The organism is Martelella alba, assembly GCF_006516955.1.
GTDB classification, from domain to species: Bacteria; Pseudomonadota; Alphaproteobacteria; order Rhizobiales; family Rhizobiaceae; genus Martelella; species Martelella alba.
In genome coordinates, this window is the sequence record NZ_VHLG01000012.1 from 72708 (window position 1) to 98358 (window position 25651).

Annotated in this window: 20 protein-coding genes; 11 read left to right on the forward strand and 9 right to left on the reverse strand. The window is 59.6% G+C overall.

The genetic code is table 11. From position 1 onward, the window contains the following. Positions 1 to 19: 19 nt before the first annotated feature. Positions 20 to 220, reverse strand: a complete 201-nt coding sequence (locus tag FJU08_RS16825) for a YgaP family membrane protein (protein ID WP_141150195.1) — start codon at positions 218 to 220, stop codon at positions 20 to 22. A 433-nt stretch (positions 221 to 653) separates the two neighbouring features. On the opposite strand from FJU08_RS16825, the gene FJU08_RS16830 reads away from it, so the two are divergent. From FJU08_RS16830 to coaBC, 6 genes are all read left to right on the forward strand, one after another. After that, positions 654 to 1415, forward strand: a complete 762-nt coding sequence (locus tag FJU08_RS16830; RefSeq protein WP_141150196.1) for a SapC family protein — start codon at positions 654 to 656, stop codon at positions 1413 to 1415. A 152-nt stretch (positions 1416 to 1567) separates the two neighbouring features. Continuing rightward, positions 1568 to 2188 carry an invasion associated locus B family protein gene (locus FJU08_RS16835; protein WP_181409894.1) on the forward strand — a complete coding sequence of 207 codons (621 nt, stop codon included), beginning with the start codon at positions 1568 to 1570 and terminating at the stop codon, positions 2186 to 2188. Positions 2189 to 2740: 552 nt separating this feature from the next. Then, positions 2741 to 3838: a carboxynorspermidine decarboxylase gene (gene nspC, locus FJU08_RS16840; RefSeq protein ID WP_181409904.1), complete on the forward strand. Its 1098-nt coding sequence runs from the start codon at positions 2741 to 2743 to the stop codon at positions 3836 to 3838. Between the two features lie 141 nt (positions 3839 to 3979). Then, a complete protein-coding gene (locus FJU08_RS16845; RefSeq protein WP_141150199.1) occupies positions 3980 to 5224 on the forward strand; it encodes a saccharopine dehydrogenase family protein in 1245 nt (414 codons plus the stop codon). Positions 5225 to 5680: 456 nt separating this feature from the next. Further along, a complete protein-coding gene (locus FJU08_RS16850; RefSeq protein WP_141150200.1) occupies positions 5681 to 7297 on the forward strand; it encodes a GMC family oxidoreductase in 1617 nt (538 codons plus the stop codon). Between the two features lie 86 nt (positions 7298 to 7383). Next, entirely contained in the window at positions 7384 to 8607 is a 1224-nt protein-coding gene (coaBC, locus tag FJU08_RS16855) for a bifunctional phosphopantothenoylcysteine decarboxylase/phosphopantothenate--cysteine ligase CoaBC (RefSeq protein ID WP_141150201.1), read from the forward strand. Here coaBC and FJU08_RS16860 read toward each other — a convergent pair. From FJU08_RS16860 to FJU08_RS16870, 3 genes are all read right to left on the reverse strand, one after another. Continuing rightward, on the reverse strand, positions 8591 to 8920 hold the full coding sequence (locus tag FJU08_RS16860; RefSeq protein WP_210245264.1) for a chaperone modulator CbpM: 330 nt from the start codon (positions 8918 to 8920) through the stop codon (positions 8591 to 8593). The genes coaBC and FJU08_RS16860 overlap by 17 nt on opposite strands. Beyond that, complete coding sequence (locus FJU08_RS16865) at positions 8917 to 9858, reverse strand: DnaJ C-terminal domain-containing protein (RefSeq protein WP_141150202.1); 942 nt, start codon at positions 9856 to 9858, stop codon at positions 8917 to 8919. Before FJU08_RS16865 ends, FJU08_RS16860 begins: the two co-directional genes overlap by 4 nt. A gap of 606 nt (positions 9859 to 10464) precedes the next feature. Continuing rightward, on the reverse strand, positions 10465 to 11868 hold the full coding sequence (locus FJU08_RS16870; protein ID WP_141150203.1) for a helix-turn-helix domain-containing protein: 1404 nt from the start codon (positions 11866 to 11868) through the stop codon (positions 10465 to 10467). 133 nt (positions 11869 to 12001) lie between these two features. On the opposite strand from FJU08_RS16870, the gene FJU08_RS16875 reads away from it, so the two are divergent. From FJU08_RS16875 to FJU08_RS16895, 5 genes are all read left to right on the forward strand, one after another. After that, the gene (locus tag FJU08_RS16875; protein WP_141150204.1) at positions 12002 to 13534 is read left to right on the forward strand and encodes an acyl-CoA carboxylase subunit beta; all 1533 of its coding nucleotides are present in this window, start codon (positions 12002 to 12004) and stop codon (positions 13532 to 13534) included. An 11-nt stretch (positions 13535 to 13545) separates the two neighbouring features. After that, on the forward strand, positions 13546 to 15549 hold the full coding sequence (locus tag FJU08_RS16880; protein WP_141150205.1) for an acetyl-CoA carboxylase biotin carboxylase subunit: 2004 nt from the start codon (positions 13546 to 13548) through the stop codon (positions 15547 to 15549). Between the two features lie 12 nt (positions 15550 to 15561). Further along, positions 15562 to 17697 (forward strand): methylmalonyl-CoA mutase, encoded by a 2136-nt coding sequence (scpA, locus tag FJU08_RS16885; protein ID WP_141150206.1) that lies wholly within the window; start codon positions 15562 to 15564, stop codon positions 17695 to 17697. Positions 17698 to 17704: 7 nt separating this feature from the next. Beyond that, a complete protein-coding gene (gene mce / locus FJU08_RS16890) occupies positions 17705 to 18100 on the forward strand; it encodes a methylmalonyl-CoA epimerase (RefSeq protein WP_141150348.1) in 396 nt (131 codons plus the stop codon). Between the two features lie 204 nt (positions 18101 to 18304). After that, positions 18305 to 19411 carry a linear amide C-N hydrolase gene (locus tag FJU08_RS16895; protein ID WP_141150207.1) on the forward strand — a complete coding sequence of 369 codons (1107 nt, stop codon included), beginning with the start codon at positions 18305 to 18307 and terminating at the stop codon, positions 19409 to 19411. A gap of 60 nt (positions 19412 to 19471) precedes the next feature. Here FJU08_RS16895 and FJU08_RS16900 read toward each other — a convergent pair whose 3' ends face one another. The 5 genes from FJU08_RS16900 to FJU08_RS16920 are packed head-to-tail and all read right to left on the reverse strand — an operon-like array spanning position 19472 to position 25575. Continuing rightward, a complete protein-coding gene (locus FJU08_RS16900; RefSeq protein ID WP_141150208.1) occupies positions 19472 to 20443 on the reverse strand; it encodes a quinone oxidoreductase family protein in 972 nt (323 codons plus the stop codon). A gap of 12 nt (positions 20444 to 20455) precedes the next feature. Next, on the reverse strand, positions 20456 to 20860 hold the full coding sequence (locus FJU08_RS16905; protein ID WP_141150209.1) for a carboxymuconolactone decarboxylase family protein: 405 nt from the start codon (positions 20858 to 20860) through the stop codon (positions 20456 to 20458). A gap of 35 nt (positions 20861 to 20895) precedes the next feature. After that, entirely contained in the window at positions 20896 to 22395 is a 1500-nt protein-coding gene (locus FJU08_RS16910; RefSeq protein ID WP_141150210.1) for a sugar ABC transporter ATP-binding protein, read from the reverse strand. Position 22396: 1 nt separating this feature from the next. Next, a complete protein-coding gene (locus FJU08_RS16915) occupies positions 22397 to 23455 on the reverse strand; it encodes an SMP-30/gluconolactonase/LRE family protein (protein ID WP_141150211.1) in 1059 nt (352 codons plus the stop codon). After that, on the reverse strand, positions 23452 to 25575 hold the full coding sequence (locus FJU08_RS16920; RefSeq protein ID WP_141150212.1) for an ABC transporter permease: 2124 nt from the start codon (positions 25573 to 25575) through the stop codon (positions 23452 to 23454). The genes FJU08_RS16915 and FJU08_RS16920 overlap by 4 nt, the downstream gene beginning before the upstream one ends. Between the last annotated feature and the right edge of the window lie 76 nt (positions 25576 to 25651).

Here is a 25651-nt window from a genome sequence, read left to right on the forward strand (position 1 = left end):
ATTGCCCCTCGTCAGGCTTTCAGAATGCGCAGCCGGGTTTGAAGCCGAGCTTGCGGAAGATCATCGCGGCCGGGCAGAAACCGGTGAAAGCGGACTGCAGCATATTGGCGCCGATAAAGGCCGTGAACCAGAGAAAATAGATGCTGACAAACACTGTCAGCAGCACGGAAACCAGAACCATAATGCCAGCAAAAGCCAGAACCATACGATCAAGCGACATGGTGAACTCCCTCGAATTAATATACGTAGTTTCGTATATACGATATTATTGAAAATTTGCAAGCCTTTCCATGCATCTTGCAAACCGTTTATGCGTAAGGAGCCGGCCGGCATGCGTGGGGTTCCCATACGCAGCCACAATGATTGCCCGGGCGGGCGGCCTTTTTTGAACCGGTGCGGAATAAATTTGTTTATCAGGCTCATAGACAGACCACGCTGCGGCTGTGGAGGCGCTGTTTCCGGCGCGAGATGATGGGCCGGAAACCACTCATACAGGCTGGTCAAGCGCCACTCTGTCGGTAGCGGCCAAGTTTTTCGCGCTTTTTTGGACAAGTAATATTGGAGGTAGAAAGTTTCACGTTTATGTTATCTTAGGTTGTAGTAATTAAAATTTAACGTCATCTTATGGCGACCAAGCCAACGGAGCAGAAAAAATGGCTGACGACACGCTTCCGCTTTTCTATAAATCGCCGCAAGTCCTGCGATTTGAAGACCACAAGGACCTTGTGCTGGACACGCAGCCGGACTTTGCCTTTGCGGCAACAACAAATGCCATTCCGCTCCCGCCGAGTGAATTTGTCGCGGCCGCTCGCTGCTATCCGCTTGTCTTTGCCAAGACGGCGGGACTTCCCGCAGCCGTTGCCGTCACCGGTCTCAAGCAGAACCAGAACCTCTTTGTCGATGCCTCCGGCGCCTGGCTGGAGGGACATTATATTCCCGCCTATATCCGGCGCTATCCCTTCATCCTCATTCAGTCGCAGGATGAAACGCAGACCGTGCTTGGCTTTGAGGGGAGCTGCCAGCGTATCAGGCCGGCCGGTGATCTGGCCAAAGGGCTCCGTCTTTTCAATGAGGATGGCACGGCAGGTGAAGCAACCAAGCCAATGATGGAATTCTGCAGCGCCTACCATCAGCAGAGCCTCTTGGGCAATGAATTTATCAAGGCATTGCAGGAACATGATCTGCTGGTTGAAAAGCATGTCGAGATGAGCTTTGCGGACAAGGGCCGCTACCGCCTTGATGGCCTGCTCGTGGTCGATCAGGAGCGCTATCGTGCATTGCCTGAAACCGTTCTGTTCGAATGGCACAAGAAAGGTTTCACCGATGCCGTCGTGCTGCATCTGGCTTCAAGCCAGAACTGGCAGCACCTGCTTGAAATTGAAACCAAGCGCATCAGCGAAGCCAGGGCTGCCTGATTTCCGCCGGACGGCGGATGCGTGGCGATCCGGTCGCATCGATGGCGACCGGAAGGATCTCACGGTCGGCGCAAACGGTCGACCGCCTGGGCGGCCCAGCGCCGACACCCAGTTCAGAACCAATTTCAATTCAGGAAAAGAAGACAAGGATCATGTTGAAGCACAGACAAATTCGCGCCAGCCTCATGGCCATCACCGGTAGCATGTTTTTGGCAGGTCTGGCCTTGGCCCAGAGCGACGATGCCGTGCCGGCTTCGGATACGACAGTCTCCTATGGCGACTGGTCGCAGCATTGCATGCTGGTCCAGATCCAGAAAGAAGGCGATGCCGAGCCCGGAAAGCCGCAGCGCATTTGCGAGGTGACCCAGACATTGAACGCCCAGCAGAAAGATGGCCAGACCCAGCGTCTTCTGACCATTGCCGTGGGCAAGCTGCCGGCAACCGATAATTACCGCGCGGTGGTGCAGACACCGGCAAATGTGGATCTGAGGACCGGGGTAACGATGTCGCTTGGTGACAGCAGCATTGATGAACCCACCAAAGGCGATGCGGTAACCGCAATGCCCAAGCCAAACGACATTTCCCTGACCTATGTGACCTGCGGCCAGTTCTGCACCGCCGATATCGCGCTCAGCGATGCGCAGCTGATGGAACTGAAAAAGACCGATTCGGCGGCAGTGACCTTCAAGATGATGAACGGCAAGGCGCTGAAGGTGCCGCTTTCGATGAAGGGGTTCAAGGCCGCGCTCACGGCAGCGCCGCCGGTCAACTGACCTGAGATCCAAAAGCCGATGTCCGAACCGATCCGCCCTAGGGAAACAGCCGTGACGGTCATCCGCTGAGATTTCGCCCAGACGAACCGGTTTGGCCGCAGAAAGATGAAAGACCAGCTTCATATCAAAATCGGCGGACCCGGGGGCGATTGTTTCCGGGCCCGTTTTCTGTGCGTTGTCGCTTCAGGTATACATCTTGAAATTCAATCATATGAGGGCGTTTGGGAGGGAGGAGCCCCATAGGCCTTTTGCCATGTATCATAGGGTGTCGAGCACAGATTTGCCTGGATCATGAAGTGCAGACGTCTCGTGCGGGACTACAGGCAACTGACCGCTGTCGCCGAAACCCTCACTATCATCGTAGCATCCGCCACACTGATCAGGCGCTGGCGGTAAAGCTTCTCAAACGCGCGCTTAAAAACACCAACATCGCTTGATTTTGCCGACACCTTCGATAGATAGACGGTGCTCGCAACACGATAGATGCGCCGTATATTTCCGGCAGAAGCCGGACAGGATGAAACACCGTTCCCAGCGAAAGGCCGAAAGCAGATCATGCAGACGCCCTATTATCTGATCGACATGCCGCGCCTGAGGGCCAATATGGAAAAGATTGCCTGGCTGCGCGAACATTCCGGTGCCCGCGCATTGCTCGCGCTCAAATGCTTTGCCACCTGGTCCGCTTTCGAGATGATGAGCCGCTATATGGATGGCACGACATCATCGTCACTTTATGAGGTAAGGCTGGGCCGCGAGAAATTCCCGGGCGAAACCCATGCCTATTCGGTTGCTTATGCCGAACATGAGATCGCTGAGGTTCTGGAAAACTGCGACAAGATCATCTTCAACTCGATCGGCCAGCTGACCCGCTTTGAAGACGTCTCCCGCGACAAGATCCGCGGCCTGCGTGTGAACCCTCAGGTCTCCTCGTCCGATTTCGATCTGGCCGATCCCGCGCGCCCCTTCTCGCGACTGGGCGAGCATGATCCGGCACTGATCGAGGCCGTCATCGACCGCGTCTCGGGCTTTATGTTCCACAATAACTGTGAGAACGAGGATTTCGACCGGTTCGAAGCCATGCTGGGCGTAATCGAGCAGCGTTTCGGTCATCTTCTCGCACGGCTCGACTGGGTCTCGCTCGGCGGCGGCATTCATTTCACCGGTAAGGACTATCCGATTGAAAAGCTCGCCGCACGGCTGAAGGCCTTCGCCGAGAAATATCGCGTCCAGGTCTATCTCGAGCCCGGCGAGGCGGCGATTACAGGCGCTGCAACGCTCGAGGTCACCGTCCTCGACACACTCAACAATGGCAAGGATCTCGCCATCGTCGACAGCTCGATCGAGGCGCATATGCTGGATCTTCTGATCTATCGCGAGCGGGCAAAGATCCTGCCGGATAGCGGTCCGCACAAGGTTATGATCTGCGGCAAGTCCTGCCTTGCTGGCGATATTTTCGGCGAATTCTCCTTTGAAAAACCTGTAAAGGTTGGCGACCGCCTGTCGGTTGAAAACGCCGCCGGCTATACAATGGTCAAGAAAAACTGGTTCAATGGCGTTGCCATGCCGGCAATCGCGATCCGCGAGGAAGATGGGACAATCCGCGAAGTCCGGCGTTTCGGCTTCGATGATTATGTCGCAAGCCTGTCTTGAACCGATCCGATGCGATCCGTGAATGGTCGCTGTGTTGAATGTCATGGCAGGCCGCAGGCGGCCTGCCGGAACCTTGCTTTTCGCAGTTTTACCGGAGGGGAGGAACCCCGCCATGCTGCTTGAACCGGAGGTGTTTACCCGATGAAGAAGAATGTGCTGATTATCGGCGCTGGCGGGGTTGCCCAGGTGGTGGCCCATAAATGCGCACAAAATAACGACGTGCTCGGCGATATTCATATCGCCTCGCGCACCGGCGCCAAATGCGAAGCCATTATTGCCAGCATCCATGAAAAGAAGGCGATGAAGGTCGACGGCGTGATTGCCGCGCATGAACTCGATGCGCTCGACATTGCAGCGACAATTGCGCTGATCCGCAAGACCGGCGTCGAAATCGTCATCAATGTCGGCACGGCCTTCCTCAACATGTCCGTTCTGGAGGCCTGCCTGGAGACGGGTGCGGCCTATATCGACACGGCGATCCACGAAGAGCCGAACAAGATCTGCGAAACGCCGCCATGGTATGGAAACTATGAGTGGAAGCGCAAGGAACGCTGCGCCGAGAAAGGCGTTACCGCGATCCTCGGTGCAGGCTTCGACCCGGGCGTCGTCAATGCCTTTGCCCGCCTCGCCAAGGATGACTATGTCGACACGATCACGGATATCGACATCGTTGACATCAATGCCGGCGATCACGGCAAGTATTTCGCTACCAATTTCGACCCGGAAATCAATTTCCGCGAATTCACCGGCGTGGTCTATGCCTGGCAGAACAATGAATGGACCACCAACAAGATGTTCGAGATCGGCAAGGAATTTGACCTGCCGGTGGTTGGCAAGCGCATGGCCTATATGAGTGGCCACGACGAGATCCATTCCCTGTCGAAGAATATGGGTTCGCCCAATGTCCGCTTCTGGATGGGCTTTGGCGAGCATTATATCAACGTCTTTACCGTGCTGAAAAGCCTTGGCCTATTGTCGGAACAGCCGGTGAAAACCGCTGAAGGCCAGGATGTCGTGCCGCTCAAGGTTGTCAAGGCCGTGCTGCCTGATCCCTCTTCGCTGGCACCCGGCTATACCGGAAAGACCTGCATCGGCGATTTTGTCAAGGGAACCAAGGACGGCAAGCCGGCCGAAGTGTTCATCTATAACGTCGCCGACCACAAAGAGGCTTACGAAGAGGTTGGTTCGCAGGGCATTTCCTATACGGCCGGCGTTCCGCCGGTCGCGGCGGCCATGCTGGTTGCCTCCGGCGAATGGGACGCCAGGACCATGGTCAATGTCGAAGAGCTCAATCCCAAGCCTTTCCTCCATATCCTGAACCATATCGGCCTGCCGACCCGGATCAGGGATGAAAACGGCGACCGCGCGATCGACTTCTCGAAATAACGCAGCCTCTTCCGGCGCAGGCCTCAAGGGCTTGCGCCGATTTTCGGTCCTGAAGCATTTATACCAAGAGGCCTGATATGGGGCATAATCATTGGCTCTTGGGATGAGCCCGTCAGGGCGCATTTCCCGCGCTCGCTTTCGCCGTGCTCAGGTGCTGCCATCATTGCGGTCACGTCTGTTGCAGGAGCCAGCATTGCAATGGCCGGGACCGCTCTTCCTTAATTTGCCCCTGCCCCCCGACCTGCAGCCACGTTCTGTTATCTAAACGACAGCTGTGGGGCGGGGATTTCCTCTTCAGTTCACGTCAAATATCTAAGAAGTATAGCTTGAATTTTATTATTATTTTTATACAAGTATAAATATTATCAATACGTAATATCCTTCCTTTGTTTCTTGACCAAGACTTCGTCTTGCGACAAATTTATGCTTTTGACGACTGCGAATTCGGAGGAAAGCATGAAGTTTGACTATGTCATCGTCGGCGGTGGGTCCGGTGGGGCAACGCTTGCGGCGCGCCTGTCGGAAAATCGTCGGGTTTCCGTCTGCCTGCTGGAGGCGGGCGGCCAGGGCAAGCACATCCTGATCCGCATGCCCGCCGGTCTCGTGGCGATGATGCCGGGTTATGGACATATATCGAACTGGGCGTTTGAGACTGTGCCGCAACCTGGGCTGAACGGGCGCAAGGGGTATCAGCCGCGCGGCAAGGCGCTCGGTGGCTCCAGTGCCATCAATGCCATGGTGTATATTCGCGGCCACCGTCTCGATTATGAGCGCTGGGTTGACCTTGGCTGTAACGGCTGGGACTGGGAAACGTGCCTCACCTATTTCAAGAGGGCAGAAAGCCATGAGGACGGTGCAAACGCATTCCATGGCGGCCACGGCCCGCTGCATGTGGCGCATCAAAACAGCCCCCGCCCGATCAGTCGCGCCTTTGTCGAAGGCGGGATTTCACTTGGCTTTCCTGAAACATCCGATTTCAACACTGGCGACAATGAGGGCATCGGTCCATACCAGGTTACCCAGTTCCACAGCGTTGCCAGAAATGGCGAGCGCTGCTCGGCGGCGGCGGGTTATCTTCATCCGGTGCTAAACAGGCCCAACCTCACCGTTCTGACCGGTACCCATGCTCTTAAGGTAAGGTTTGAAGGCCGCCGCGCGACCGGCGTTGATATCCATCGCCGCGGCAAGACCTCGCTGATCGAGGCCGGCCGTGAGGTCATCTTGTGCGGCGGTGCCTTTGCGTCTCCGCAGCTTCTGCAGCTCTCCGGTGTCGGCAGGCCGGACATGCTGAAAAGACACGGCATTGCTGTTGTCCATGACCTACCGGGTGTCGGCGAAAATCTGCAAGATCATCTCGATCTGGTGCTCAGCTACAAAAGCCATGATCGCGACATGTTTGGCCTTGCCCCCTCGGCCCTGCCGAAAATGATCGGGGAAGCGCTGCAATGGCGCAAGGATGGCAATGGCATGCTGTCCTCACCCTATGGAGAGGGCGGCGCCTTCCTCAAAACCCTGCCCGATCTCGCACAGCCCGACATCCAGCTGCATTTTGCCGTGGCCATTGTCGAGGACCATGCCAGGCATATGCGAATGGGCCATGGCTATTCCTGCCATGTCTGCCTGTTGCAGCCCCACTCGCGCGGTACTGTCACGCTCAAGGATAGCAATCCGCTGTCTGCGCCGGCCATCGATCCCGGATTCCTTGATGATCCGCGTGATCTCGAAACAATGATACGCGGCGCCAAAATGACCCGCTCGATCATGCAGTCGCAACCGATGAAGCTCTATATCAAGGAAGAACTCAACGGCGTGAAAGACGGTATGAGCGATGCCGACTGGACGGATATCATTCGCCGCCGCGCCGATACGATCTACCACCCGGTCGGCACCTGCAAGATGGGACGTGATGCCATGGCCGTGGTCGACCCCAATTTGAAGGTGCACGGGCTTGATGGGCTGCGCGTCGTCGACGCCTCGGTCATGCCAACGGTTGTCAGCGGCAATACAAATGCGCCGACGATCATGATCGCCGAGCGCGCAGCCGAATTCATCAAGACCAGCGCCAATAGCTGACGCGACAACCCCGCTGGCCGCAAAGGCGGGGTTTTTCTTTTGCCGCTTCGTGCTAAAACCGTCCGGACGAAACGGGCGAACAAGACATGTCACTGAAAGACAAACGCATTCTGCTGATCATTGCCGGCGGCATTGCCGCCTATAAGAGCCTTGACCTGATCCGCAGGCTGAAAGAACGTGGCGCGGGCGTCACCCCGGTGATGACCAAAGCAGCGGCGGAATTCGTCACCCCGTTGGCCGTTGGCGCGCTTTCCGGGGGAACGGTTTTCACCGATCTCTTCTCCCGCACACAGGAGCAGGATATCGGCCATATCCGTCTGGCGCGCGAGAATGATCTGATTATCGTTGCACCGGCAACCGCCAATCTGATGGCGAAAATGGCCCATGGGCTTGCCGATGATCTTGCCAGTGCCGTGCTTCTGGCGCGCGACTGCCCGGTGCTGCTGGCGCCCGCCATGAACCCGAAAATGTGGTCGGCGGCGCCGACACAGCGCAATCTCGCTACCCTTCTGATGGACGGGGCTGAAACCATTGGCCCGATGAAAGGCGAGATGGCCGAGCGCGGCGAAGCGGGCAAGGGCCGCATGGCCGAACCGATGGAGATCGTTACGGCTGCGGAAAAGCTGCTTGATGACAGCCCCAAACCGCTGGCCGGAAAACATGCGATCGTCACGTCAGGCCCAACCGTGGAGGCCATCGATCCGGTGCGCTACATCGCCAACCGCTCGTCGGGACGACAGGGCCACGCCATTGCGGCAGCACTTGCGCGGCTGGGGGCACAGGTGACCCTCGTATCCGGCCCCGTCGCCATTGCTGATCCTTCAGGTGTTGAAACGCTCCATGTGGAGAGCGCACGCGACATGCTGAAGGCGGTGGAAAAGGCACTGCCTGCCGATATTGCCGTGATGGTCGCGGCCGTTTCTGACTGGCGCGCCGCCGATACCGCGACGCAGAAGATGAAGAAGAAGCCGGGCGAAGCGCCGCCACCGCTGGCGCTCACCGAAAATCCCGACATCCTCAAAACGATCGGCCATCACGCCAGGCGCCCGAAACTCGTGGTCGGCTTTGCCGCCGAAACCCGCGATGTCACCGCCTATGCCACCGACAAGCTTGCCCGCAAGGGCGCGGATCTGATCGTCGCCAATGACGTCTCCGAAGAGGGCGTGATGGGTGGCGGCCATAACCGGGTAACCCTGGTGACAAAGTCGGGCGCGGAGGAATGGCCGGACATGAGCAAGGATGCCGTCGCCGGGCGGCTGGCGCACTGGATTGCCGAACGCTTCGTCGCCCAGGCTAGCCTGCCATTCTGATCCGCTGCAGGATCGCCGAACAGGTTTCCGGTCCTTCCGCCAGAACGGCGGCGTCAAGCGTGCGCACATGACCACGCAGCGTGCTGACCTCATCCAGAAGACCCAGAATGAGCGGCACGGCCTCGTCATTGACCTCCATATCTTCCGTCAGTTCGACAATCAGGGCCAGACGGGCGACATCCGTTTCGTCAAAGGTCGGACCAAGGGCACCAGGCTGCGGCCTGACCCAGCTGCGGGTGATGCAGATGGACAAACGCTCCACTGTCAGCCTGTCGAGCCGTTGAAGAACCTCATTCTCGCTCAGCATGCTCATCTTTGCTCTCCCTTCCAGCCTGCGCGCGGATCATAGGCATGATCCGCCCGCCAGCTGCGGATTGCCTCTGCCAGTGCCTCATCTGCTTTCGGCGGCAGGACAATCTTGAGTGTCACCAGCAGATCGCCGGCGTTGCCGCCGGATTTGGGTACGCCCTTGCCCTTCAGCCGCATGACACGGCCGGAGGAGGAGTTTGCAGGCACTTTGAGATTAACGCGGCCCGTCGGCGTTGGCGCGGAAACACTGGCGCCCAGCACCGCCTCGTCGAGCGAAATCGGCAATTCCATTGCCACATCATCACCGACGCGTTCAAACACCGGATCCGGCGCAACGCTGATGCGGACATAGGCATCGCCGGACGGGCCGCCATTGAGGCCGGGTTCTCCCTTGCCGGACAGCCTGAGCGTCTTGCCATCCTCGATACCGGCAGGAATGGAAAGCTCGATCCGGCCACCCTCCGGCAGGTCGACGGTCTTTTTGGCACCCAGAAGCGCCTCGATGAAACCGACCGTCATCTGGAACTGCCGGTCCTGACCGCGCATCTTCATCCGCGCGCCGCCACCAGCGCCAAAGCCGCCGCGCCGTCCGCCAAAGGCCTGGGAAAAGAAGTCGCCAAGATCATCGAAATTGCCGTCATAGCCATAACGGCCCGACGGATCGGCCTCGGCATGGCTGCGATAATATTGCCGCTGCGGGCGCTCCTGCTGGTTCTCGTCAATCTCGCCCGCATCATAGCGCCGGCGCTTGTCCGGATCCGACAGAAGATCATAGGCAGCGGTCACTTTTGAAAATTCCTCTGCCTTCTTCTTGTCGCCGGGATTGAGATCGGGGTGCAGGGTCTTCGCCAGCTTGCGATAGGCCTTCTTGATATCGGCCTCGCTCGCATCCCTGGCGACGCCAAGCACGTCATAGGGGTTTCTGGTCTCGTTCTGCGCCATCTCGGGTTCCGTTCAAAAGCAGGCAATGTTGCGTTATCTGCCTGAAAATCTAGGTATCAACTCCGATTGTTTCCAGACTAGAAATCAGGCTGCAGCGGGGTTTTGTCGGGTTCAACAGCGAAAACCCGGCTCCGGTTTGCGGGATCGGGCTTTTCATCTGAACGGTGCGATGCTCTCGGTCTTTGTGCTGGCACGTCGGGTTCTCGAAAAAAATGATGCCCTGAATTCCATGCTGGCTACGGAAAGGGTATTCAAATTGGGTTCACTGCTGACCATTACCTCCCCGGGCGTTGTCGCGAATATAGCATATCCTGCTGTCGCTCAGGGGGAGGCATCGTTGCCAGGCTCATCAGCCCTGTTCTTGTTTTCGCCAGCAAGCGTCCGGCATGCTGGAAATTGTTGACAAAGGCGCGGGAAGATCGCAGCCAGCGATGATCTCTGGCGTGGCAAGGGGCTCTGCCCAAGTCATGCAGCTGCGTGAGGTCCCGACAATCCTTCAGGGTGATGGCAAAGTGGTGGGGCCCCTTGCTCCCGAACGGGTGGTGCCCAACGGGGCTTGCTCCTCTGCGCAAAGACACAATGCCGTATCGCGACCGGGCAGCAGGGTTACAGGAAGTCGTAAGGCAGATCGGCACGGCGGTCGGCGTCGATAACGATGTTGCGTTTCAGTGGCGGCTGGGCGCGGCTGGGGCAGTCCGCCCGCTCGCAGATACGGCAGGAAATACCGATCGGGTCGAAGCGTTTGCGATCTGCCGTTGCCAGATCGTCGGCATAGACAAATGCGTCGGCATGGGCAATCTCGCAGCCGAAGGCCAGCACATGGCTGACGCGGGAGCGGCTGAAGCCGCCCGGCCCCCTGGAAACGGCGGTGGCGAGTGACAGATAGCCGACGCCATCGGGGGTTTCAGCCAGCTGGCGGATGATGCGGCCCTGTGCCTCGAAGGCGAAATGGGCGTTCCATAAGGGGCAGGCTGAGCCGAAACGGGCAAATTGCAGCCGGGTGGCGCTGTGGCGCTTGGTGATGTTGCCGGCGCGGTCGATCCGGGCAAAGAAGATCGGCACACCCTTGTCATTCGGCCGCTGCAGGGTGGAAAGCCGGTGGCAGACCTGTTCCAGCGAGGTGCCGAAGCGCAGCGACAGAAGCTCGATATCGTGGCGCATCTCGCGGGCGGCGCGGGCGAAGATGCCGTAGGGCATCAACAGCGCGCCGGCGAAATAATTGGCAAGGCCGAGCCGGCAGATTGCGCCAGCCTCCTCATTGCGGAAACCGGCATCGGCAATCAGCTGGTCCATGATCTCATCGGCTTCCTGCTGGGCAATGGTGATGGCCAGCTGGAAGGCCTGGGAGGAGGGTGGTGCATAGGCGTTCAGGGTCAAGACGCCGGTCTTGCGGTTGTAATCGCGCTGATGCGCCGTGTCGGTGGCATAGGAAACGCGAATGCCGTGACTGCTTTCGAGGTGCTCCGCCAGTGCCGGGCGCTGATCATGGGAGGCCGCCTTCAGCGTTGCCGCACGGTTTTCGGCGGTTGCATCAAGCGCATGAATATAATTGTCGACGAAATGGAAGAAGTCGCGCACTTCCTCATAGGCCGTCATTTCGGTCATGCCGCGCCCGAGATCGCGATCAATGCTGACCAGCTGTTCGGAATTGCGGCGATAGGCCTGGTGGCAGGCAATCAACGCATGGGCAAAGCCTGGCGCGTTCTGGGTGATGAGCTTCAGTTCCTGCGGGCTCGGGCTATAGGCTTCGAACAGCGGATCGCTGAGGGCTTCCGAAAGGGCCGACAGCAGCCGGTCGGTTTCGCCGCTGGCAAGCTCGGAAAAATCCAGCTTGAACTTGTCGACCAGCGCCACAAGCACGGTGGCGGAGACGGGGCGCTGATTGCTCTCGATCTGGTTCAGATAGCTGGTCGAAATGCCAAGCCGTTCGGCAAACTGCGCCTGGGTTTGCCTGCTGGCGAGGCGGAGCTCGCGCACTTTCCGGCCGATGAAGAGCTTGCCTGTTGCCATGGGTCTATCCGGATTTTGCAAATTCGCAATTTCATATTTCCTATTTTATAATTCTGCAATTGCACATTCTCAACTCTTTTCGAGATCGCTCGTCGATTGTAATTTGCGATCGTCAATTTCGGAGGAGGAAATTGTGCGTTCAGTGATAGCGGAGGTGGAGCGCCGCCAGGCCGAAGCATGGCTTGGCGGCGGAGAGCATCGTATTGACGCCCAGCATGGCAAGGGCAAGCTGACGGCGCGTGAGCGTATCGAAGTGCTGCTTGACGAGGGCTCGTTCGAGGAATTCGACATGTACGTCACCCATCGTACGGTCGATTTCAACATGGCATCGCAGAAGATTGCCGGCGATGGCGTGGTGACCGGCTGGGGCACCATCAATGGCCGTCAGGTCTATGTCTTTTCCCAGGATTTCACCGTGCTCGGCGGCTCGCTGTCGGAAACCCATGCGGGCAAGATCTGCAAGATCATGGATATGGCGGCAAAGGTCGGCGCGCCGGTGATCGGGCTCAATGACAGCGGCGGCGCGCGCATTCAGGAAGGCGTTGCCTCGCTTGCGGGTTATGCCGAGGTGTTCCGCCGCAATGCCGAGGTTTCGGGCGTTATTCCGCAGATTTCCGTCATTATGGGCCCCTGCGCCGGCGGAGCGGTCTATTCGCCCGCCATGACCGACTTCATCTTTATGGTTCGCGATACCTCCTACATGTTCGTCACTGGTCCGGATGTGGTGAAGACGGTCACCGGCGAGGTCGTGACAGCCGAGGAATTGGGTGGCGCAAAAACCCATACGCAGAAATCCTCGGTCGCCGATGCCGCCTTCGACAATGATATCGATGCGCTGATGGAAGTCCGGCGGCTGTTTGATTTCCTGCCGCTCAACAATCGCGCGCCTGTGCCTGTCCGGCCGTTTCACGATGATCCCGAGCGGCTGGAAATGCGGCTTGATACGCTGGTGCCGGAAAGCGCGAGCAAGCCCTATGACATGCGCGAACTGATCGCGGCGCTCGCCGATGAGGGTGATTTCTGCGAGATCCAGGCGGCGCATGCGAAGAACATCCTCACTGGCTTTATCCGGCTTGAAGGGGCAACCATCGGCGTCGTCGCCAATCAGCCCATGGTGCTGGCGGGCTGTCTCGATATCGAAACCGCGCGCAAGGCGGCGCGTTTTGTCCGTTTCTGCGATGCTTTCTCGATCCCGATCCTGACACTGGTCGATGTACCGGGCTTTCTGCCCGGTGTGGCGCAGGAGACCGGCGGCGTTATCAAGCACGGCGCCAAGCTGCTGTTTGCCTATAGCGAAGCCACCGTGCCGATGGTGACGCTGATCACCCGCAAGGCCTATGGCGGTGCCTATGATGTGATGGCCTCGAAACATATCGGCGCCGATATCAACTATGCCTGGCCCACGGCCGAAATTGCCGTGATGGGCGCCAAGGGTGCGACGGAGATCCTCTACCGGTCGGAGCTTGGTGATGCGGACAAGATTGCCGCCCGCACTGAAGAATATGAGCGCCGCTTCGCCAATCCCTTTGTCGCTGCCGAACGCGGCTTCATCGATGAGGTGATCCAGCCGCACGCCTCCCGCCGCCGCATTGCCCGTGCCTTTGCCGCGCTCAGAAACAAGCGCCAGGCAACGCATTGGAAAAAGCACGACACGATCCCGCTTTGAGGGTGAGGAACATGATCAGGAAAATTCTCATTGCCAATCGTGGCGAAATCGCCTGCCGCGTGATCCGCACGGCGAAGAAGATGGGCATCCGCACGGTTGCCGTCTATTCCGATGCCGATCGTGATGCGCTTCATGTGGCTGAGGCGGATGAGGCGGTTCATATCGGGCCTGCGCCGTCATCGCAGTCCTATCTGGTGATCGAGCGCATTCTGGCGGCCATCGCGCAAACGGGGGCCGATGCGGTTCATCCGGGCTATGGTTTCCTCTCGGAAAACCAGGCCTTTGCCGAGGCGCTGGAAAAGGCCGGTGTCACCTTCATCGGCCCGCCTGCCGCAGCCATTGCCGCCATGGGCGACAAGATCACCTCGAAGAAACTGGCGGCAGAAGCGGGTGTCTCAACCGTTCCAGGCCATATGGGCCTGATCGCCGACGAGAACGAGGCTGCGGTGATTGCCGGAAAAATCGGTTATCCGGTGATGATCAAGGCCTCTGCCGGCGGTGGCGGCAAGGGCATGCGCATTGCCTGGAATGACGCTGAGGCGCGCGAAGGCTTTCGCCTGTCGAAGAGCGAGGCGCGCTCGGCCTTCGGCGATGATCGCATCTTCATCGAGAAATTCATTGTCGAACCGCGCCATATCGAGATCCAGGTTCTGGGCGACCGGCATGGCAATATCGTCCATCTCGGCGAGCGCGAATGTTCGATCCAGCGGCGTAACCAAAAGGTGATCGAGGAGGCGCCATCGCCCTTTCTCGATGCCGAAACCCGCGCAGCCATGGGGGCGGAGGCGGTGGCGCTGGCGCGTGCCGTCGGCTATTTCTCCGCCGGAACGGTTGAGTTCATCGTTGATCGGAACCGCAACTTCTATTTTCTCGAAATGAATACAAGGCTTCAGGTCGAGCATCCGGTGACCGAGCTGGTGACAGGCCTTGATCTGGTCGCAGAGATGATCCGCGTTGCCGATGGTGCGGAACTTGGCTTCTCCCAGAACGACATCACGCTTAAAGGCTCGGCAATCGAAAGCCGGCTCTACGCCGAAGATCCCTATCGCAATTTCTTGCCCTCGATCGGCCGGCTGACGCGATACCGGCCGCCAAAAGAGGGGCCGCAGCCCGACGGTTCGGTGATCCGCAATGATACCGGCGTTTATGAGGGTGGCGAGATCTCGATGTTTTACGATCCGATGATCGCCAAGCTCTGCGCCTTCGCAGCCGATCGCGAGCGTGCGGTCGCAGCCATGGCGACAGCGCTGGACCGGTTCGAGCTTGAGGGGATCGGCCATAATCTGCCCTTCCTTGCCGCCGTCATGCAGCAGCAGCGTTTCCGCGAAGGCCGGCTGTCGACGGCCTATATCGCCGAGGAATTTCCAGACGGTTTTTCCGGTGTTGCTCCTGACGGCATGGCCGCACGTGAGCTTGCTGCGATCGCCGCCGTTATTCACCACATGCTGGAACTGCGCGCAGCCTCCGTCTCCGGCACGATCGGCAATCATACGCGCAAGGTCGGCGGTGACTGGGTGGTGCGCTTTGGCGGCCACGCGCAGCCGGTTCATGTGGCCGTCGATGGTGCTGATTTTTCCCTCACCTTTCCCGGAGAGCAAAGCTTCGGCCTCGGCACGGACTGGAAGCCGGGGCGCACGCTCGCCCGGTTCGAATTCGGCAATGACGGCATTGACGCCAAGGTCGAGATCACCGGCACGGCGATCCGGCTGCGCTTCCGCGGCATGGATGTGACGAGCCGGGTCTATCGCCCGCGCGTGGCAGCGCTTGCCCGGCTGATGCCGGAAAAGGCGGCGCCCGATACGTCGAAACTGCTTCTTTGCCCCATGCCGGGCGTTATTACCTCGGTTGCCGTCCATGAGGGTGAAACGATCGAGGCGGGGCAGACGCTCGCCACCGTCGAGGCGATGAAGATGGAAAACGTGCTGCGCGCCGAGCGCAAGGCGGTGGTGAAGCGGGTTGCCGCGCAGGCCGGCCAGAGCCTTGCCGTCGATGAGCTGATCATGGAATTTTGCTGAAGGGGCGGGACGATGGCGAAGGAGCAGCTGGAAAACTGGAATGCGCTTGCCGAAAAGGAACTGAAGGCGTCACCCGAAACGCTGGTCTGGCAGACGGCGGAAGGCATTGCCGTCAAGCCGGTCTATACGGCCGATGATCTCGAAGGCATCGGCCATCTCGGCTCCATGCCGGGCGAGGCGCCGTTTCTGCGTGGTCCGCGCGCGACCATGTATACCGGACGGCCCTGGACCATCCGCCAATATGCCGGTTTTTCGACGGCGGAGGAATCCAACGCCTTTTACCGCCGCAATCTCGCTGCCGGGCAGAAAGGTCTGTCGGTCGCCTTCGATCTCGCCACCCATCGCGGTTATGACAGCGATCATCCGCGTGTCGAGGGCGATGTCGGCAAGGCGGGCGTGGCGATCGACAGCGTCGAGGACATGAAGATCCTGTTTGACGGCATTCCGCTGAAGGAGATGTCGGTTTCGATGACGATGAATGGTGCCGTGATCCCGATCCTGGCTGCCTTTATTGTCGCCGGAGAGGAGCAGGGCGTATCACGCGCCGAGCTCTCCGGTACGATCCAGAATGACATTCTCAAGGAGTTCATGGTCCGCAACACCTATATCTATCCGCCGGGACCCTCGATGCGGATCGTTGCCGATATCATCGCCTATACGGCGCGCGACATGCCGAAATTCAACTCGATTTCGATCTCCGGCTACCATATCCAGGAAGCCGGGGCGACACTGGTGCAGGAGCTTGCCTTCACCCTTGCCGACGGGCGCGAATATGTCCGCGCGGCGTTGAAAAACGGTCTCGATGTCGATGCCTTTGCGCCGCGCCTGTCCTTCTTTTTCGCCATCGGCATGAATTTCTTCATGGAGGCGGCGAAACTGCGTGCGGCGCGGCTGCTCTGGAGCCGGGTGATGGAGGGGTTCGATCCGAAGAAGCCGTCGTCGAAGATGCTGCGCACCCATTGTCAGACCTCCGGCGTGTCGCTGGCCGAGCAGGATCCCTATAACAATGTCGTCCGCACGGCTTACGAGGCGCTGGCGGCGGTGCTGGGCGGAACCCAGTCGCTGCATACCAATGCGCTGGATGAGGCCATCGCGCTGCCGACGGATTTTTCCGCCCGCATCGCCCGCAACACCCAGCTGATCCTCGCCCATGAAACCGGTATTTCCCGGGTCGTCGATCCGCTGGCCGGCTCCTATTATGTCGAGAGCCTCACCCATGAACTGGCCGAAAAGGCCTGGTCACTGATGGAGGAGATCGAGGCCGCCGGCGGCATGACCAGGGCCGTGAGCGATGGTCTGCCGAAGCGGATGATCGAGGCCGCAGCAACCGCCAGGCAGGCGCGCATTGATCGTGGCGAGGAGGTCGTTGTCGGCGTCAATCGTTTCCGTCTGGAAAACGAGGCACCGATCGAAACGCTTGCCATCGACAATTCCGCCGTGCGCGCAGCCCAGGTGAAGCGGCTGGACAGCATGCGCCGCTGGCGCGACCCGAAAAAGGTTGAAGCCTGTCTGACACGGCTGGAAGAGATTGCCCGGTCCGGCAATGGCAATCTTCTCGAGGCCGCCGTGGACGCAACGCGGGCGCGGGCCAGTCTCGGCGAGATTTCCGATGCCATGCGAAGGGTCTTCGGTGAGCATGACGCCGCCCCGAAGGTCGTCTCCGGCGTTTATGGTTCAGCTTTTTCCGGCGATGCTGAATATGAGGCGCTGGTGAACCGGCTGAACGGCTATGGACAAGAGAAGGGAAAGGCAAAGGTTCTGATCGCCAAGCTCGGGCAGGATGGCCATGATCGCGGCGCGAAGGTGATTGCCTCGGCCTTTGGTGATATCGGTTTTGACGTTGTCGCCGGCCCGCTGTTCCAGACCCCCGATGAGGCGGCTGACCTGGCGGTTTCCGAAAAGGTCAGGGTCGTCGGCATGTCTTCACTTGCCGCCGGGCATAAGACGCTGGCGCCGCAGCTGGTCAAGGCCCTGAAAGCGAAGGGGGCAGAGGATATTCTCGTCGTGGTCGGCGGGGTGATCCCGCGTGAGGACTATGATTTTCTGATGGAAAATGGCGTCTCCGCCGTCTTCGGTCCCGGCACCAATGTGCTGCACGCTGCCAATGCGATCATCGATCTTCTTGAAGGAAAGCGCCGCAATGTCTGAGGATCAGATGATCGGGCGGCTGAACCATGTTGCCATTGCCGTGCCGGACCTTGCGGCGGCGTCAACACTTTACCGCAATCTGGGGGCATCGGTCAGCGCGCCTGAAGCGCTTGTCGAACACGGCGTTACCGTCGTCTTCGTCTCTCTCGACAACACCAAGATCGAGTTGCTCGAACCGCTGGGCGAGGCGTCGCCTGTTGCGGCCTTTCTGGCGCGCAATCCGGCGGGTGGCGTACATCATCTCTGTTTCGAGGTCGACGATCTCGATCAGGCAATGGCACGGCTTGAGGCCGCAGGTACCCGCACTCTCGGGGCGCCAAAAATCGGCGCGCATGGCAAGCCGGTCATCTTCACCCATCCGAAGGATTTTGCCGGAACGCTGGTGGAGTTTGAACAGGCCTGATGCGGCGACGGTGCCGCTTCATTTCGTCGCCAGCCGGACCATTTCTGGTTTTTCATCCTGGCATTTGTAGACATTTGCCCGGTTGCCTTCCTAGCGTGGCGCCGTCCTCCTTCAAGGGGGACGATATAATGCCAATCATCATATTTGCCTTGCCAGGCGGGGGAGGGAGAAACCTCAACTTGCCGGGGCACTAGGAGAGGTTTCATGACATCCCGATTTTCAAAAGGCATGCGCCTTGTGGCGGCCGCCGTTACGGCTGCCATGCTGTTCGGCCCGGCCGCCGAGGCCTGCACTGGTATCACACTGACGGCTGAGGATGGTGCGGTGGTGCGCGCCCGTACCATGGAGTTCAACGTCGATCTCCACGCCTCTGTCATCGTCGTGCCGCATGGGCTGCAACGCGTGGGCGAGACGCCGGATGGCAAGACCGGCCTGTCCTGGAATGTCAAATATGCCAGCGTCGGCGCCAATCCCATGGGCCTGCCCTATCTGGTGGATGGTGTGAATGAGAAAGGGCTCTCCATGGGGCTTTTCTATTTTGCGCAGTCGGCTGAATACCAGCCCTATGATGCGGCTGATGCTGGCAAGACGCTCGCCTCCTGGCAGCTCGGCTCCTATATCCTCGACAATTTCGCCACGGTTGACGAGGTAAGGGCAGCGCTCGGCAACATCGTCGTCGCCCCGGTGATTTTCAAACAGTTCAACATGGTCCTTCCGGTTCATTTCGTTGTCACCGATGCGTCGGGCAAGACGATCGTGATCGAATATGTCGGTGGCAAGCTTCAGGTGAGCGATGATCCGATCGGCGTCATCACCAACAACCCGCCCTTTGACTGGCACATGACCAATTTGCAGAATTACGTCAATCTCGGCCTCGACAATGTGCCGCCGCAAAAGCTTGGCCCTGTCACGATCAACGGTCTCGGCCAGGGCACCGGCCTTCTGGGCATGCCGGGCGATTTCACCTCGCCGTCGCGTTTTGTCCGCGCCGCGATCTTCTCGCATGGTGTCGAACCCAGCAAGACCGGCGATGATGCGATCTTCGAGGCTTTCCACATCCTCAACAATTTCGACATTCCGCGCGGTGTCGCCCGCGATGCGGAAAAGGACGAGCATGGCAATATGGTTGCCGACTACACCCAGTGGACCTCGGCTGTCGACACCGTCAACAAGCGCTTCTATTTCCGTACCTATGACAATAGCGATATCCGCTTTGTCGATCTGACCAAGCAGGATCTCGATGCCACATCGGTAAAGACCTGGCAGATGGATGGTTATGAGGTTGCCCACGAGCTCGGCGCGCCGGAATAATCACGGACGAAAATGCCGCCCGCGCCTCGCCAGTCCGGTCAGGCGCGGGCTTTTTGGGGGCTAGACGGTCAGCACCAGCGAGCCGCGCGTCTTGCGGGTTTCCAGCGCGTCATGGGCGGCGCCTGCCTCTTGCAGCGGCATTTCGGTGATCACATCGGCTTTCACCGCACCGCTTTTCAGCTTGCCGAAAAGATCGTCGGCACGCATTTCGAGATCGGCGCGGGTGGCAACATAGTCGAACAGCATCGGCCGGTTGGCCGACAGCGACCCCCGGGCGAGGTCGGAAAGCTTGAAGCCCTCGATCATGCCGGAGGACTGGCCGAAATTGACGAACATGCCGAAGCGTTTGAGCACCGCCAGTGAGCCGCGCCAGGTATCCTTGCCGACACTGTCATAAACGGCTTCACAGCCCTTACCATCGGTCAGTTCCATCACCTTAGCGGCAAAATCTTCCGTGCGGTAATTGATCACATCGCTATAGCCGTGGGACAGCGCCAGCGCCACCTTCTCCTCCGAGCCCGCCGTGCCGATGGCGCGGGCGCCAAGCGCCTTCAGCCATTGCCCGAGAATGAGGCCGACACCGCCGGCCGCAGCATGAACCAGCACAGTCTCGCCGGGTTTGACGACATGGGAGGCGGTGACGAGATACTGCGCCGTCAGCCCCTTCAGCATCACGCTTGCCGCCAGCTTTTCCGAAATCCCGTCGGGCAGTTTCACCAGCCGCTCGGCCGGCATGATCCGCCTTTGCCGGTAGGCGCCGGTGCGCATCACATAGGCCACCCGGTCACCGGGTTTGAGATCGCTGACACCGGGGCCGATCTCTTCCACCACGCCAGCGGCTTCCGCACCGGGGATCATTGTGTCTTCCGCCCAGGGGTAAAGGCCGGAACGGAAATAGACATCGATGAAATTGACACCGATGGCGGTGTGGCGGACCAGAACCTCGCCGTCACCCGGCATGCCGGTTTCAAGCGCAGTCCATTCCATGACCCCGGACCCGCCGGGTCGCGTGGCGACAAGTGCCATGTCCATGATCTTCAGTCCTCAGGCGACAAATTCGGGATCGACGGGCACCTGCATGCCGGTCACCAGATGGTTGGTCTGGCCGGCAAGGGCAACGATCGACAAAAGCTCGGCATATTCCGCGTCGCTCATGCCTTTCGCCTTGGCCTGAGCGGTGTGGGAATGGACGCAATAGGTGCAGGCATTGGCAATCGACACGGCGGTGTAGATCATTTCCCGCGTCTTGGGATCAATGGCGCCGGGCACGGTCATGACCGCTTTCAGCCCTTCCCATGTGCGCTTCAGCAAAGCGGCATCAAAGGCCAGTGCGCGCCAGAAATTATTGATGAAGTCGGTCTTGCGGGTGGCGCGGATATCGTCAAACACCGCCTTGACCGCAGGATTTGCCTCCGCCTCTTCATCACTCATCAGTTTTACGGTCGCCATTTTGGTTTCCTTTTCGCGTTTCCCCATGCCGGCCATCAATGGACGGCGGCATACATGATTTTTTCTTCTGTTGCCTCGGCGGGCGAGAACTCTTCGACAATACGGCCCTGGCGGCAGACCAGAATGCGGTCGGAGAGATTCATGATCTCCGGCAGGTAAGACGAGATCACCACCACGGCGAGGCCGTCATCGGCGAGCTTGTTGATGATCTGGTGGATTTCCGCGATCGCGCCGACATCGACGCCGCGCGTCGGTTCATCGAAGATGACGAGCTTCGGCTCCTGCACCAGCCCCTTGCCGATCACCACCTTTTGCTGATTGCCGCCGGACAATTCGACCACGCGGGCATTGTCATTGATGGCGCGGATATTGAGCTTCTTCGACCAGTCGGCCGAAACCGCCTGCATTTCGGCACTGCTGACATACCAGGCCTTGTCGTGCCCGGCGGCGATCAGCCCGCCATAGATGTTCTCGGCGATCGACATGGTCTCGAAGAAACCTTCCGATTTGCGGTCCTCGGTGACATAGACAATGCCCTCCTTCACCGCCTCGCTCGGTACGTAGTAACGCACTGGTTTGTCGTTGAGCACGATTGATCCGCCGCGCAGGAAGTCACGCTTCTCGATGCCGGCCACGACCTTGAAGGTTTCGGTGCGGCCGGAGCCGATCAGCCCGAACACGCCGGTGATCTGGCCGGAAAACACTGAAAAGGAATTGTTGCGCACCATCGCGCCCATGGAAATATCCTGGACCGAGAGCACCTTCTTGCCTGCCTTGCGCACGCCGGTTTCCGAGCGGTCGCGATAAAGCGCGCCGGAAAGCTGGCGGCCGACCATGGCGGCAATGATGCTGTCGCGGGTGAAATCCTTCGTCTCGCCGGAAGCAACCAGCTCGCCATCGCGCAGAATGGTCAGCCGGTCGGAGATCATCAGCGCCTCTTCCAGGGCATGCGAGATGAAGACAACCGAGACGCCGCGCGCCTTCAGCCGCCGGATCAGTGCGAAGAAGTGGCGCTTCTCCTCCGGCGTCAGCGTCGCTGTCGGCTCGTCGAAAATGATCACCTCGGCATTGTGATGCACGGCGCGGGCGATCTCGACCATCTGCTTCTTGGCGGCACCCAGTGTTGCCACCAGCGCTGTCGGATCAACGGCGAAATTGAGCGACTGCAGGAACTGCTGGGCGGAAATATAGGTGCCGCGCAGCCGGTTCAGGAACTTCTCGGAGCCGAGATAAAGGTTCTGCGCCACCGTCATGGAGGGCACGAGGCTGGTTTCCTGAAACACCATGGCGATGCCGGAATCAAGGGCGGCACTCGGCGATGCGAATACGGTTTCCTTGCCGTGAAAGAACATTTTGCCCGCGGTCGGTTCGACAACGCCGGCCATCATCTTGGTCAGCGTCGATTTGCCCGCGCCATTCTCACCGAGAAGTGCGTGGATCTCGCCTTTCTTCAGCTCGAAGTCGACCTCTTTCACCGCTGGCACACCGCGATAGGCCTTGGTGATTTTGTCCATGCGGATGATCGGTTGGTCCATGTCAATGCACCTCGCTTGTCTTGTCGGCAAGGCTGACGATGATATCGCCGCCCTTGGACGCTGCGTGGATTTCGCCGCCAAAGGCAATGGCGCTGCAGATGCCATGGCGCTTGCCATCGGCGCGGCTGTGGACGCTTGAAACCGGGTTCATCTCACGGTCGAGCCGCACCACAAGCCCGTAGGAGCGGCTCGGTGACCAGGGCTTGTGTACGCCCATGGAACGGATGCCGCCGCATTGCAGCGGTTCGAGAAAGCTCTTGCCGGAGGAGAGTGCCGGGGCGATCCAGTAGGCGCGCGGCACGGTGGCGATCATGTCGAAGCGGTAATGGCTTTCCTGCAGCACAAGCTCGATCAGCCGGTTGCGCGGGGCGAAGACCGCCATCACTGCCCCGCCGTCTTCGCTCGGCATCAGCCGTGCCGGATAGCCGGGGATCTGCTCGATCAGCGCTGAAACATTGCCATCGGCATCGATTTCCATCAGCCGGTGACGCCAGCTTTCGGAAAAGACGACACTGCCGCCGGCGCGCGGCAGGAGGCCGTAGGGGAAGGCGAGGCTTGAAGCTTTTTTATGAAAGGCCTCGCCTTCCTTACGGCGCACCCAGAGCGAGCCGGTGGCCCGTTTCTTCATCAGGTCGGTTGCCCAGTCGGAGGCGGCATGTTCAGACGATCCATTGGCAAGCCAGAGCGCGCCGTCGGCGGCAAAGGCAAGCGCTGTGATCGCCCGGATCTCGGGAAGCAGGTGGATTGGCTCGTCACCGACAAGCAGCACCGCCGTTTCCAGCGCCACGGCAAGCTTGCCGGTGGGCGAGACGGCGAGCGCGGTGATCGGTGCTTCAAAGCTTTGCACCACTTGCGGCGCTTCACCTTGGGCAAGGCGGTAGAGCGCGTTGCCGGAGGAGCAATGCAGCACGCCATCAAGGACTACCAGATTGTCCGGCTCTGACAGCGTGGCTGCGATCTTCGCAGCATCAAGCCCGGAATTGGGGCGGAAGGCGCCATCGAGCGGGGGAATGGTGACCGCCTTGCCGCGGAAGAAATCGAGGATCGGATCGAAGATCATGCCCGGCCTCCCCAGTAGGAATCAAAGCCTGTCCAGTTTTGGTCCGCCCCGTCGATCCGGTAGCGGCCGATACGGTTGTTCAAAATGCCGCCGATGAACAGCTCGCCCTTGTGCTCGCGCATCGAGGTCACCATCGGATGGGACTGGCCGGAAAGGTCACCGAAGGCATGGATGATCTTGGCGTCATCGTCGAATTTGACGATACCGCCGGTATTGATGTTGGGGAACAGCCAGTCATCCTGCGGCAGCCGCCTTGTCATGCGCTTGCGCATGGCGGGATGGCGCAGCGACAGGTCGAAGCTCGGCGTGCGCATGCCAAGCCAGGCCATCCAGTAGGTGCCGTCGGAGGCGCGGTTGATATTGTCGGTATAGCCCGGCATGTCCTTGATGACGCATTCGGCGGTGCCTGCCTTCGGGCCTTCGATCCAGTAGCGGTGAATGCGGCAGGCCCAGCTTTCGGAGAAGAACAGCGACTTGCCGTCATGGGCCATGCAGACGCCATTGGTGTAGCGGTAGCCGTCCAGCAGGGTCTTGGTTGAACCGTCCTTCGGATCGTAGACGAGCAGGCGCCCGGTGCCGCGGTTTTCAATCGAATCCAGCGTCCATTCATGGGCGTCATAGCGCTTGGTACTGTCGGTGAAATAGATCTTTCCGTCCGGGGCGATATCGAGGTCGTTCGGGTCGCGCAGGCGCGCATCATCCACGATCGACGTCATCGAGCGCTTGGTTTCCGCTGAAAGCCGGGTGACCTCGCGATCGGGCGAGATCTTGTACAGTCCCATGGCGCCAACGCAGGAAATCAGGTTCTGGTCCTTGTCAAAGGCAAGGCCGAGCGGGAAGCCGCCGACATGGGCAAAAACTTCGGAACGGGTGTAATCGGGCGCAAAGAAGCGGACGATCTCGCCATGCCGCGTGCCGCAGTAAAGATGGTCGTCATTGTCGAGGATGACGTCTTCCGGTCCTTCGAGTTCGCCAAGGCCGATCGCATTTGCTTCGGAAAGCTGGTTGTTGAGCGCATAGGCGGTGCCGGAGCCGGGTTCTGCCGAAAGCGCCTCGCCCATCTTCAGATAGACCGGAGCGACATAGACCTCGTTCAGCACCTTGTGGCGGTTTTTCAGCCAGCGGATATCGATGGTGACGGCAACGGCCAGCATGATGCCAAGCACCATCTGATTGGTACCGGTGCCATAGCCAAGCCGGATCAGGCCGTTATTCATCACCAGAACGATAATGGCGCCCATCAGTCCCTTGGTGACCGAGCCACGCCCGCCGCCAAGCGCATTGCCGCCGACAACGGCTGCCGTCAGTGCCAGAATTTCCAGCCCCGAGCCCGTGCCGGGACCTGCGCCTGAAAGCCGGCAGGCAATGAGAAAGCCGGAAAAACCGGCACACAGCCCTGAAAAGACATAGGTGAGAAACACGGTGCGGCGCACGCGGATACCGGCATTGTGCGCCGAGCGGCGCGACCCGCCAACGGCCAGCACATGCCAGCCGGGGCGCGAGCGGGTCAGTGCGATATGGGTGATGATCGCCAGAATGATGGCGGAGAGAACCGGCACGGAAAGGCCGAGAACCGTGCTGTCGCCGATGAAATCCCAGGCATCCGACGACATGAAGGACATCTGGATCTCGGCGCCGAACTGGACGATCAATATGTCGAACAGCGCTCGGCCGATGATGAAGGTCACAAGCGTCGTCAAAAAGGCGCGCAGGCGTAAAAATCCGATCAGATAGCCGTTAATCGCGCCGAAGATGGCCCCCGTTGCCAGTGAGGCCAGCAGTGAGACCCAGACCGGCTGTTCGAGAATGAAGAAGGTCGAGACGGCCGAGAAGGTCGCAAGCGCGAAGATCGAGCCGACCGAAAGATCGATGCCGCCGCCGAGCATGACCACCGTCAGGCCGATGACGACAATGGCGAATTCGCCGAGCTGCCGGGTCGATTCCTGCAGTGAGAATGGCTCGAAGAAGCCGGGGATCGCCGTGCCGAAAATGGAGACGACGACGACGAGCGCCACAAAGGGAATGGCGTTGTCGGTCCAGCGCTTGGTCAGGATCTCGCCGATCAGGTGATCGGGAATGAGATTGTAGCGCAAGGCCTGAAGGCGTTCGCGAGAGAGCATCGATTATGACCGTATGAAAAGGCGTTCGGGATCATGGGGAGGCCTTTGGGAAGGCCTCCCGTCTCGTCGTGTGGGA

Bases quoted from the DNA above. Each gene is read 5' to 3' on its own strand.
- FJU08_RS16825 (WP_141150195.1), bottom strand. From the start codon at position 220: ATGTCGCTTGATCGTATGGTTCTGGCTTTTGCTGGCATTATGGTTCTG.
- FJU08_RS16830 (WP_141150196.1), top strand. From the start codon at position 654: ATGGCTGACGACACGCTTCCGCTTTTCTATAAATCGCCGCAAGTCCTG.
- FJU08_RS16835 (WP_181409894.1), top strand. From the start codon at position 1,568: ATGTTGAAGCACAGACAAATTCGCGCCAGCCTCATGGCCATCACCGGT.
- FJU08_RS16845 (WP_141150199.1), top strand. From the start codon at position 3,980: ATGAAGAAGAATGTGCTGATTATCGGCGCTGGCGGGGTTGCCCAGGTG.
- FJU08_RS16850 (WP_141150200.1), top strand. From the start codon at position 5,681: ATGAAGTTTGACTATGTCATCGTCGGCGGTGGGTCCGGTGGGGCAACG.
- coaBC (WP_141150201.1), top strand. From the start codon at position 7,384: ATGTCACTGAAAGACAAACGCATTCTGCTGATCATTGCCGGCGGCATT.
- FJU08_RS16860 (WP_210245264.1), bottom strand. From the start codon at position 8,920: ATGAGCATGCTGAGCGAGAATGAGGTTCTTCAACGGCTCGACAGGCTG.
- FJU08_RS16865 (WP_141150202.1), bottom strand. From the start codon at position 9,858: ATGGCGCAGAACGAGACCAGAAACCCCTATGACGTGCTTGGCGTCGCC.
- FJU08_RS16870 (WP_141150203.1), bottom strand. From the start codon at position 11,868: ATGGCAACAGGCAAGCTCTTCATCGGCCGGAAAGTGCGCGAGCTCCGC.
- FJU08_RS16880 (WP_141150205.1), top strand. From the start codon at position 13,546: ATGATCAGGAAAATTCTCATTGCCAATCGTGGCGAAATCGCCTGCCGC.
- scpA (WP_141150206.1), top strand. From the start codon at position 15,562: ATGGCGAAGGAGCAGCTGGAAAACTGGAATGCGCTTGCCGAAAAGGAA.
- mce (WP_141150348.1), top strand. From the start codon at position 17,705: ATGATCGGGCGGCTGAACCATGTTGCCATTGCCGTGCCGGACCTTGCG.
- FJU08_RS16895 (WP_141150207.1), top strand. From the start codon at position 18,305: ATGACATCCCGATTTTCAAAAGGCATGCGCCTTGTGGCGGCCGCCGTT.
- FJU08_RS16900 (WP_141150208.1), bottom strand. From the start codon at position 20,443: ATGGACATGGCACTTGTCGCCACGCGACCCGGCGGGTCCGGGGTCATG.
- FJU08_RS16905 (WP_141150209.1), bottom strand. From the start codon at position 20,860: ATGGCGACCGTAAAACTGATGAGTGATGAAGAGGCGGAGGCAAATCCT.
- FJU08_RS16910 (WP_141150210.1), bottom strand. From the start codon at position 22,395: ATGGACCAACCGATCATCCGCATGGACAAAATCACCAAGGCCTATCGC.
- FJU08_RS16915 (WP_141150211.1), bottom strand. From the start codon at position 23,455: ATGATCTTCGATCCGATCCTCGATTTCTTCCGCGGCAAGGCGGTCACC.
- FJU08_RS16920 (WP_141150212.1), bottom strand. From the start codon at position 25,575: ATGCTCTCTCGCGAACGCCTTCAGGCCTTGCGCTACAATCTCATTCCC.